The sequence below is a fragment of the Pseudomonadota bacterium genome (assembly GCA_018823285.1).
Taxonomy (GTDB): Bacteria; Desulfobacterota; Desulfobulbia; order Desulfobulbales; family JAGXFP01; genus JAHJIQ01.
Genome location: JAHJIQ010000040.1, coordinates 24,944 through 35,940, shown reverse-complemented (window position 1 = coordinate 35,940; position 10,997 = coordinate 24,944). Strand labels below are relative to the sequence as shown.

Here is a 10,997-nt window from a genome sequence, read left to right as displayed (position 1 = left end):
CGAGTTGCCGACACCAGGGAACTGGTGATTCCCGGCCTGCCCTTCATCGTTCCCTACGCAGAGTATGGCGGCGAGATTATTATATTACGCATCGTTCACACTTCCATGAAATGGCCTGATTCCTTCTAAGTAAGCGGTTTGCGGTTTGGGGTCGGACCAAGGCAAATGATTAATATCACGAAATATTTTCTTCATATGATCCTGTTTTCTCCCCTTATATCGCCATTTTTGTGGTCAAAATGGGGGTTATAAAGCTGAGTTGAACAGCTTGCCTGCTCGTACGAAACTTATACCCGAGGGTGAAAGAAAGGGCGAGATACGAGGAGAGGACGTTCATGTTTTCAATTAGCCGACACTGAACATTTCAATTGCCCGAAAATATGAAAAATCCCGAAGATATCTGTCCCGATTTTCCCGAGTGGCCAGAGAGGTGGCACGGCGTTGAGGAAGACATTCCCTATGGACAGGGTCTGCTGGCGGCGATGCGGCCGTTTGTGCTGCACCTGATTGCCAAGGGGCTGACCAGGAAGACCATCCGGAAGCACATGGACTATCTCTGGCTTCTTGGTGGTGAGATCATCCGGGATGTCGGAATGGATGAGGAATACGACATCCCTCCGGAGGAAAAACTCCGGCAAAGTGTTGATGAGGAAGGCGGACCTTACTGCCGGCACCTTGACTCCGAAAATGACCTGCGAGCCTTTGACGCCACCTGCCGGAAGTTCCATAAATTTCTGAACTCGTGTTTATAAATCGAATATAGGAAAGGGGTCAGGAAAGGGGTCAGATCTCGTTTTGACTCATATTGTTAAAAACATAATTATTACATTTAGTTATGGCTTATTGACAAGATCTTTTCGCTTTCCATTACAAGACAAGATTGAAGGTTGGATTCAATTAAAAATATCAGGAATTGAATTTATAACTCGCACTCAAATCCTTCTCAGAACCGGGAGTTCGTGAACAAGAGAGTGAACGAGAATGGATCGCAAACGATCCTTTTCGGGTTGACTGACATATTTGCGTGCAATTCCGGAAAGATATTGACACTCAGAAGGGTTTGTTTTAGGTAATAGCCACCAAAAAATTCGCCGGCAATCGAACGGTTCACACCCACAATTTCAGGTCAGAAGAAGAGCAGATGAAGGAAGAGAATATGCAAGCGGAAGCCTGCCCGGTCAACTCCCATAATGAATGGGACCCTCTCGAAGAGGTCATTGTCGGGCGTCTGGACAAGGCCACCGTCCCAACCAATCATATTCTCTTCATGGGGATGCTGCCGAAAGCGGCTGCCAGGCTTTACTGGTGGCTGGCCGGACACCCCTACCCCAAGATGTTCAGGAAGCGGGCCCAAAAGGAGCTGGATGAGTTCGTCCATGTCCTCACGGCGGAGGGCATCACCGTCAGAAGGCCGGACGTGATGGATTTCACCAGAACGTTCAAGACTCCCTGTTGGAAATCCAGGGGGTTTACCTCCGCCTGCCCCCGGGATCTCACCCTCATTGTCGGAGATCATATGATCGAGGGGGCCTCCGGCTGGCGGGCAAGGTATTTCGAACCCCATGTCTACCGCACCCTGTTCCAGGAGTATTACAACAAAGGGGCACGCTGGAGCGCCGCGCCGAAACCGCAGCTCAAGGATTCTTTTTACGATTATACGTATACCCAGCCCAAACCAGGCGAACCGGTCCGCTACATCATCAACGAAGACGAACCGGTCTGGGATGCCGCCGATTTTGTCCGCTGCGGGCGCGATCTTTTTGTGACCCGGAGCAATGTCACCAACCTGTCCGGGATCAACTGGGTCAGGCGCCATCTGGGTGATGAGTACCGGATCCATGAGATCGAAAGCCGGTGTACGGTGCCGATGCATATCGACACGACCTTTATGCCCCTGGCCCCGGGCAAGGTCCTGGTCAATCCCGAGTTTATCGACGTCAAGAGGCTGCCGCCCATCCTGAAATCATGGGACATCCTGGTGGCCCCGGACAAGGACCCGATCCCGAGGAGCATCCCCACCTTCTATCTTTCCCTGGTCAGCGGCTGGGTCGGGTTGAATGTCCTGATGCTGGACGAAAAGCGGGTGGTCGTTGAAAAGAGCCAGGTTTCGATGGTTAAGGCCCTGAAGGACTGGGGCTTTGAGCCCATCACCCTCCCCTTTTTAAACGGCAAGATGTTCGGCGGCGGCTTCCACTGCTTTACCCTGGACGTAAGAAGAACAGGCGGCCTGCAGTCCTATTTCTGACCTGTGGCACCCGTCACTGGGCCTTCCCCAGACAGGCTGGCGAAGAACGTTTTCGAGAGAGCCGAGCAGATAGCGGGCCTGCGAGGCAAAAAAAGGGACATTCACAGCTCCCGGAAATAATACCGCCCCCTGTACGCCCAACCATCCCCCCTCACTTTGTCCCGAAAACCCCCGGCAATCAGCGGGAAGAGATTCTTGCGCGTGATGGAAAAGCTGCCGGCAAACTCGATGGCGGCCTGTTGACGGAACGATTGGCTGGTGTGCGGCTGAAGCCGTGAGAATCAAGGACCCGGATCTTCAATTGAACGCTATGTACCCAGGACTTCCTTGAGGAATCTGAGTGTGAGTGCCAGTTGCCCATCGGCGTACACCAGCCATAAGATGATGGTTGTCACAAAATAGAGGAGCCCGATTATCTTGATCCTTTTCTCGGAAGGAGGAGCCGGCGTGAATTCTTTCGTCTTATTCATTGCAGTCCCTTTTCAGCGAAGCAGGAAAAGGTGGTCGTTCACCTCTTCCAATTTACCTGTCCGTACCACCCATTTTACGACGTTCATCCTGTTTTGATCCAAATTCCAGGTAAACAGACTTCCCAGATTTTTATTTTCCATTTCTTTAATGAAATAAGTCCATTCAGGCGGTTCCAACTGGACATACACCGGCTTTCGTGAAAAATCCGGCCCGTACAATGGATAGATAAAAGTATTGTCCGATACCCAGTAGGCAAAAGGTTCCGTTTTTGGGAGCCGACCCAGGGTGCGGGTTAATGTCCCATCCTGCAAGATGTTCCTGAAGTGTCCTTCAGAATCGAATGCCGTCACTGATCGCTCAAACCATGGTGTCTGGAGAAGACTGCGAAAGTCACCAACTGTGAACATCCCTGCGTTGAGCACCACACAGAAGTTCAACAGCAGGCAAAACCCGGCCATGATGGCCGTGGGAATTCGCCAGCAGGACTTGGCTAAAGAAAGGAACAGGTCAACAAACGCCAGGGCGAACAGGGCAGGAAACCATAAGGTAAAACGCATACACCATTCATCGGGTAAGACAAAGGAGAAGAGAGTGAGAAGAGAGATAATAAAACACGCGGACAGCATTCCCATCCCACGGCGCCGACTCAATGTGAAAACGAGGGCCGGCACACCGCAGACAAAGCTGAACCAGCCCCAATTGGTTACCCCCTCTGACTCGGCGGACATAATTCGCTGATCAAAGATCATATCCAGGAAGAGATTGGAGAGGTTTCCCCAGAGTCCCGCAAGACTAAAATGCCCCTGTTGGGTGTAGCCATAAAATTCCATGGAATGTCCGGTTCCGAAAATCAGGTGACCGAACAGGCTGACATCGACCGGATGAAAGGGATTTGCGAAGACGACCCAATTTCTCAGGTACCAATATGACCCCATTAAGACGCCGCTCAATAAAACGAAGGAGGTTGTGGCCGGACGTCTTGTGACAATATCCCTCCATGACGGGCCCCTTACGCCGGAGACATTCCCGTCCCGACCGGAAATGAAGTAGTAAAAAATGAGGCCGGGCAAGATGAAGGACATTACAGGTTTGGTGCCGACACCGAATAAGGCCGCCATCGCCAGAAGGAAAAGATGATTCCCTCGTTTTTCGATATTGGGAGCCTGCCTGTGAAAATATACGATCAAAGCGAGGCAGAACAGGTACAGCGCCCCAACCATGAGATCGTTTTCGCAGGAGGTGATCTGGAAAGAAACTGCCGGGGTATAGGCAAAGATCACGGCACCGAAAAGGGAGAGGCGGGGGGAATAGCCCAGACTTCGGCCCAGGGCATAAACGCTTGAAAAGACCAGTGCCATACTCCAGACTCCGCCCAGCTGGATTAAGGCATCGTGATGGGGAAAGAGCGCAAACCAGGTCTCGAAGACCTCGAAGGTCATCGGCCAGTTTGTCCTGGCAATCGCGGCATTGATTGTAAATATCCTGCCGTGTTGGACCCATTCGGCGATGTTGGGAAGATGGTAGGTCAAGGTGTCCCAGATAAATGGCGGGATAATGACGATCTGAAACCCGATCCTTGCCAGTTCGATACCGATAAGGAAAATCAACAAAGCGTCTGCCTGGCGGAAACGGTAACTCCGGATTGCCTCGCGGAGCTTTTCGACGATCTGCGGCAGGGAGGAGAGGCGGGATCGTTCGAAATAAAGGATCAATATTAATCCGACCAGGCAGACCAGCCCGCTCCTGTGTGGGGTGAGCAAACCGGTCAGACCCAGAACAAAGGTCAGAAACGTGGCGGAATAGATCCATAGAAAGATAAAAATCGGAGTGTCAAGAAATGCAATTCCAGAACGGAACAAGCGGAGGAGACTCCAAGCCGCCAGAGTTACGAACAGATTACCGATCAGCATTTCTACGATGTTTAGAAAGGTCATTGTCTTTCCATGGAAGCACTGAGGTGATGGGTGTGTCCAAAAGCTGATAAGAAATCGTGATGAGCTTTATGCGTCCACACCCGACCAGCATTGAGAAGGTGACAAGGTGATGGGTATAAGGAAATCGCTTTTTCCCCAAGGCCGATAATTCTGGAGGAAGGGCCTCCCGCCGCTTCGGAACCGCTCAATAACTGAATAACGGAGCTACATTAACGGCTTGATAAAGGGCGTGTCAACACAATACTTCAAGCAGTCCACCTTCTACCCTCTTTCCTCCTCCAGACACCAAGGACAACGCAGCCTATTATTATTCGGGCGGCTCGATAATTCCCAGTTCGAGCCCCCCCGATATTTTCCAGAAGTCCTTCCCCTCCCGTTCCGAACAACAAGACTAAAACATTCAGGAGGTAGTAGGCGTTGTCTTCCTGAGTGAACAGCACACCCAAATGTGCGTGTTCTACATCCCGAATCGCGGGCATGTACCAAACTTCTAACGCTCCTATGAAAAGGAATCGGCATCGGCTTTCCTGAAAATATTGCCTTAACAGTGATAAGGAGAGAGAAAGCCATTTGATAGGAATGTGTCTACGTAACCAGTAAGAAGACACCTCATTTCCATGACGATGGGAGTTGAAACAGTTCACAGCAAAAGGGGATGGGGATGAGAGCGCCCAGCCAAAACAGGAAGTGGTAGTGTCGAGCAGAATTTTGCTGAGCCTTTCCTAAAAGATGTAACGGTCAACATCATTCTGTGTTTATATAAAAGGCAATTTTTTCCATGTATATCATTTAGGGAAGCTGAGTTGAAAATTAACGGGAATCAAGCAAAGTTGTCGGCCTCTGAATCACTTGCAGCAAAGACAAGGGCTCTTGCCAAGAACCCTGTTTTTATGCAGGCTTACTGTGTCGTTTGTTTAGTTTTGATCATGTTGATTCTTACCGATCTCATCCCGAAAGTCGGCACATGGTATTCCTCTGACCAGGTATTGCGCATGCAGACAGAAGCAATATTGGATGGGCATTTGGCGATCAAGTCTGTCCCCTATGGTCATGAACATGACTGGGCTTGGGGAAACGGTATGCAACAAGTGTGGGGATTAGGAGTTCCAATCCTCCAATTACCATTCCAATTTGCAGGAAAACTCGTCAATAATTTCGGTTTCCCGGACCGACTCATTTTCCTGGCGTTATATATTTTTGTTTTATCATTTTTCTGGTATGCGCTTAATAATGAAAATCCAGTTGCGACCAGTCATTCTCAATTGTCAAACCAAGTCCTGATTCTGCCGCTCCTCATCTACGCATTTCTCAATCATGGCCTGATCAATATGATACAGGACAAATTTGAGCAATACGAGGAAGTGATAGCGTACGCTTTCCTTTGGTCTCTGCTGTTGTTCGCTTTTTTAAATCTCTTTCTCCAACGAAGGACTGCAACTCTCTATTTGCTCCTCTGTTTTATCAGTGGCTTTGCCATCAATATCAGACCTACCATTGGTGCCTATGGAGGGATAACTTTTGCCATTGCGTTTTATTTTTCCCAAAAAAGCAAGATCAAATTCTCATTTACGGGATTGATCCTTTATCTGGCTGGAGTAGGGTTCTTCTTCGGAATGAATTACGTGCGTTTCGGTAGTCCATTCGAGTTTGGGCATAAATTGGGACTTACCCTTAACCCGTTGCTCCATTACATTGTCAAGTTTGACAATCCAATGAACTGGATACCGTTCTGGAAGGCGTCTTTTGGCATGATATTGAACATGTTTTTCCTCAACCCCTCTGATTATTACAATACTGGCCTTCTCCCTTTGGGGTGGGATACTCAACGCTCGATGGAGGTAAACACAACCCCCTTTTATCCGGTTGAGTTGTTACTGATATTGTTCTCATGGGTAATATTATTATTTCTCGTCATCCGCTATTGGCGTCGAAAACGGAGAGGAAATGACGAGGCATCAGTTCATATACCGCTGGTCGTACCTCTAGGAATAATCTGGTCTTTATTCAGCTTCGTTCCGTTGTTTTATTTTTATAGCAAGTGGCCTGTCTACAGCTCCCGTTATATGGTCGATTTCGCTCCAGCGATCATCATCGCCATTGCCTCTCTCTACTTTTATTTGTTAGCCAGAACCCCCTCTCTATTCCCGAGGCTGCTTATTGCGGGAGCGCTCTTTTCATTGGCTATTTTAAGCTTGTTATTTTCCCAGATCTTTTCTATCCCCAGAGATCCCACAGTAACGACCAGGGCCCTTGCTGAAAGACGAATGGCCCTTAGCAAAAAAACCGACGGCCCTCCACTCCCTGCTGAATATCGATGCGGAGAAGCAGAGAACAGTTACAAAATTCCATACAACAATCATGGCTGGGATACTTCAGAAAGCTGCAAGGTTTCTTGTGCAAGCATACATTTTTTCAAAAACCCTCAATGTATTGAACTCAACATTTTATCCGTTGGGAACTCATCCGATTCAGACAGCGGAGAATATTCTGATAAAGAAATCGAGGTAAGAGCCGGAATAGAAAAAATGCAACGGGTTTCCGAGAAAACAATCGGCCTCACCGCTAAAGAAAAAGCCATAACATATTGTAGAGACAGCTCAAGGCGACGTTCCATTTTTAAAAATTCTGACATCGAATTAATTACTATCAAATGGTTTGATCTCCGGGGAAGTCTATACACCGATTTTCCCGTTTACCTCTTATCACTAAAGAAGACGAAATAGTTGATTTGTTATCACCATCAATCAGATAGAGAATTCTGGCCGTTGCCCAATCGACGAGTTATAGATCTAACCATTAAGTTCATTCCAGCTTTTGCCTTTCGGTATAGTTCGGAAGTACTTTTTATGTTGTACAGTTGCCGTATGAGGAACCTTGGACGAAAATAAAACCGCTCATAAGCGTTCATCATCATGGCTATAAGCTGCTCCCCTGATAAACGTTCATCCCAGAATTTAGGCTGAAAATCAGAGGAAGGGTTGCGACTGAACTCTTCCCAATAGTCGTCAAACAATCCTCTTGCTATTCCAAGTTCATAAAGTTTTGTGTTTGGATAAGGGACGGTAATGGCAAATTGCGCATAATCTATTGGAAGTTCGAGAGAAAGGCGTATCGTATCCTCAACCTCCTGTTGCGTCTCGCCGGGTAACCCAATCATAAAATCACAGAGTATTTCAAAACCATGTGCACGTGTCTCCTTGACAACATCGCGTACCAAATCAACGGTGATTCTTTTGCTTATTGCCTCAAGGACCTTATCGTTACCGGATTCTACTCCATACTGAATGCGAACACATCCAGCTCTTCTCAGAGCACGGAGCATTTCTTGGTCGACAAGATTGACTCGACTCCGCACGTCAAAGGTGATATCCACCTTCCGTTCAACCAACAGCCGACAAATATCGAGAACACGCTGGCGATCGATAGTAAAGGTGGAATCGAATATGAAAAAATGATCAATACCGAGTCGTAGTTTGCAGTCCTGTATTTCTTCTACTACTTTTGAAGCAGAGACCGATCGGAATCGTTGGTGCCCTTCATCGCAGAAAACACAACTGTAAGGACAGCCACGGCTCGTGATCAATGTGGTGAAAATAGATTTTTTGGCAAGCAGGTATCGATAGTCTTTCCAAGCGGTGAGTTCCCGTGCCGGAAATGGCAGATCATCAAGATTCGAGAGCATCTGAGAGGGATTCCGCACCACACGGTCTCCTCTCTTAAAAACAAGCCCTGACACACTTTCCAGTATATCTGGCTCCCTCAAATGCTCTATGAGCCGAGTCATAGTTTCTTCGCCTTCACCCATGACAACGAAGTCGACACCCGGCTGGGAGAGAGTCTCAACAGGGTAGATATCGCAATGGCGCCCGCCGAGGACGGTGATGGCGGTGGGCAGTGTTTTTTTAACGAGTTTCACAACAGCAAGTGCGTCGAGAAGGGTGAAAGTCAAGGTCTGCACACCGACCACGTCAGGTGCTTCTCGCCGCAACCATGCCTCAATTTGCTCGTCTGTGTAATTTTCCAGAACAGTGTCGAGTACAAGAACTTCTATACCCGAAGGCCCTCGCTCGCGTAAATAAGCGGCGATAGAGAGAAGCCCTATGGGAGGGTAAATGCCCCGCTCATCCTCGACAAAGGTCGGAGCATTCGCCAAAACCATTCGGTGCAGTGGAGGGTTAACAAGAACTATCTTCAATGAGTTAGCCGCTTAAAGATTATGCCGATCTGCGAATTGCATTCGGTATTTAACATTCGCCCCGCGTCGTTTTTATCTTTACAGGACTCAGTTTGAGTTTTAGCAAGGTCCATATGGCCTCAACTGCATCTCTCCAGCCAATCTTCTTACCCTCGCTCTTGTTCCGGGGGTAATAGGAGATAGGAACTTCCAGGATTGGTATATCGAGCAATGCGAGTTTGGCTGTAACCTCGGGACAAAATTCGAAACGTTCGCAGGTCAGATTAAGAGAGCGAAGCAAAGCGGTATCCATCATCTTATAGCAGGTTGCTTCGTCAGTTATCGATATTCTATACAAAAAACAGGCAAGATAGGTAACCGTCAGGCCACCGATGTAATAGATCCATCCTGAGTAACTTTTATTTTCCTTTTTTAACCGCCGAGAACCGTAAACAACAGCAGTTTGTCCGTTTCTTATCGGCTTAATCATTTCGACAAAATCTTCTGGATCATATTCCAGATCAGCGTCCTGGATAACAACAATCTCGCCTGACGCTTCAGCCAAACCAGTGCGAATGGCATGACCTTTGCCAAGATTTGATTTATGGAAGATGACTTTGATATTTGGCTGATTTACATATTGAGATAATAATTCCCGCGTACCATCGTTAGAGCCGTCATCAACGACAATGATTTCCTTGAATAGTGGCACCCGCACAACACGTTGCATAATCTCGGCAAATGTTTGACGCTCATTATACACGGGAATTATTACAGTTAATTTCATGATCGGGGATATGATAACCTTTTTTCGCCTTTGCCATAATTCGGGGCAATGATCCTCTCCTGCCCCGAAACTCCCCAATTCCGAATCAACGAATTAACAGATCGACATCAACTGCCTGATTAAGGGCGAGTCAATCCAAAATCGCCATCAGTCCTCCGCCAGCCCTCATTCCTCATCAAGATCCCCGGAATAACGCATCCTATTGTTCTGCAGGCGGCTCGATATTTCCCTGGTCACGACCAGCCGATGATTTCCAGAAGAAAAACCAAACACCCCCCGCTCCGAGCAACAAGGCCAAGGCAATCAGGAGGTAGTTGGTGTTGTCTTCCTGAGCAGGCTCCTCAACCGGCGATTTCGATTGTTCCGTTTGCATCTTGGCCAACCGGGAGTCCACATCATTTGCCATGACGCAAGCGATATCATCCCCGATCTGGCATTCCCCCTCAAAGATTTCAAGGGCCTCTTCAAATTTAAGATCATAGTAGAGCCTCATCCCGCAACCGGTCTGATAGCCGGTCTCACAGGACTTTTGCAGCATTGCCAGGCCTTCACCGACTGTTGTCCCTTCCGGAACTCCGCGCAGATTAAGCAGCCCCAGACGAAAAAAAGCGATCGGCCAGTTGAGATCGACGGCTTGCTGGTAATACTCCGCAGCCTTTAAAAGGTCAGCCTCGACCCCGAACCCATTTTCATAGATCACCCCGATCTGGACGATCGATTCTTCGAAACCCTGATCTGCCGCCCTGGTAAACCATTCCAGGGCAGCCTGGTAGTCCGGTTCACCGGCAAAGCCATAAAGCGCTACCATGCCGAGATAATTCTGGGCTTCGGGGTCCCCCAGCTCTGCCTGCTCATGAATCTGCACAACCGATTCATCTGCGACAAGAGTTTGCTGGTTGAAATCATCCTCAGCCTGTCCCGGTAGAGGAAAGCCAATGAAAACAAAAAAGGCGATCATCGACACGCAAAAGACAACAACAAATTTTCGACTCATAGTTCTTCCCCTATATCACAATGGTTCATCATTCTTTGTTTTCACCCTCCGGGCACTCACTCCAGGCCCCCTTGAGAGGGGTAAAAGTCTCGATGTCTCGCAGATAAGCATAGACTTCGGGCTCGCTTTCACCAAAGGGCATAAGTTGCGTATAAGCAGACAAGCTGCTTTACTTAACTGTATCGGTACGAGCCGGCTAGCTGCGCAACTTAAGCTATAGACCAGTGAGAGAAACTTCCTAACAAGTACCCCTACTCATTTGGCAAATATTCGAGGGTCATAGTTTTACAACATGGGGTAACGTCTTGCAATACAATACCATTCTGCGTATTTGTTTGGTTCCGCCAGGAAAACCCACTGGTTGATTCTCAGGATATTCGGGCCATCTTATC

At 48.2% G+C, this 10,997-nt stretch carries 9 protein-coding genes; 4 read left to right on the top strand and 5 right to left on the bottom strand.

What is annotated here, in order from left to right; all coding sequences use genetic code 11:
• The first annotated feature begins 380 nt into the window (after positions 1–380).
• Together KKG35_09710 and KKG35_09705 are read left to right on the top strand one after the other, a co-directional pair.
• Positions 381–752 carry a hypothetical protein gene (locus KKG35_09710; GenBank protein MBU1738403.1) on the top strand — a complete coding sequence of 124 codons (372 nt, stop codon included), beginning with the start codon at positions 381–383 and terminating at the stop codon, positions 750–752.
• A gap of 389 nt (positions 753–1,141) precedes the next feature.
• A complete protein-coding gene (locus KKG35_09705; protein MBU1738402.1) occupies positions 1,142–2,245 on the top strand; it encodes an amidinotransferase in 1,104 nt (367 codons plus the stop codon).
• A gap of 308 nt (positions 2,246–2,553) precedes the next feature.
• Here KKG35_09705 and KKG35_09700 read toward each other — a convergent pair whose 3' ends face one another.
• On the bottom strand, positions 2,554–2,715 hold the full coding sequence (locus KKG35_09700; GenBank protein ID MBU1738401.1) for a hypothetical protein: 162 nt from the start codon (positions 2,713–2,715) through the stop codon (positions 2,554–2,556).
• Positions 2,716–2,727: 12 nt separating this feature from the next.
• Complete coding sequence (locus KKG35_09695) at positions 2,728–4,074, bottom strand: hypothetical protein (GenBank protein ID MBU1738400.1); 1,347 nt, start codon at positions 4,072–4,074, stop codon at positions 2,728–2,730.
• A 36-nt stretch (positions 4,075–4,110) separates the two neighbouring features.
• Between KKG35_09695 and KKG35_09690 the strand changes: the two genes are divergently transcribed.
• A complete protein-coding gene (locus KKG35_09690; protein ID MBU1738399.1) occupies positions 4,111–4,434 on the top strand; it encodes a hypothetical protein in 324 nt (107 codons plus the stop codon).
• Positions 4,435–5,453: 1,019 nt separating this feature from the next.
• Entirely contained in the window at positions 5,454–7,373 is a 1,920-nt protein-coding gene (locus KKG35_09685; GenBank protein ID MBU1738398.1) for a hypothetical protein, read from the top strand.
• A 17-nt stretch (positions 7,374–7,390) separates the two neighbouring features.
• On the opposite strand, the gene KKG35_09680 is transcribed toward KKG35_09685, so the two are convergent.
• The 3 genes from KKG35_09680 to KKG35_09670 form a co-directional block, all read right to left on the bottom strand.
• The gene (locus tag KKG35_09680) at positions 7,391–8,845 is read right to left on the bottom strand and encodes a B12-binding domain-containing radical SAM protein (protein ID MBU1738397.1); all 1,455 of its coding nucleotides are present in this window, start codon (positions 8,843–8,845) and stop codon (positions 7,391–7,393) included.
• Positions 8,846–8,894: 49 nt separating this feature from the next.
• Positions 8,895–9,611: a glycosyltransferase family 2 protein gene (locus tag KKG35_09675; GenBank protein MBU1738396.1), complete on the bottom strand. Its 717-nt coding sequence runs from the start codon at positions 9,609–9,611 to the stop codon at positions 8,895–8,897.
• A gap of 199 nt (positions 9,612–9,810) precedes the next feature.
• Positions 9,811–10,605 (bottom strand): sel1 repeat family protein, encoded by a 795-nt coding sequence (locus KKG35_09670; protein MBU1738395.1) that lies wholly within the window; start codon positions 10,603–10,605, stop codon positions 9,811–9,813.
• Positions 10,606–10,997: the final 392 nt, after the last annotated feature.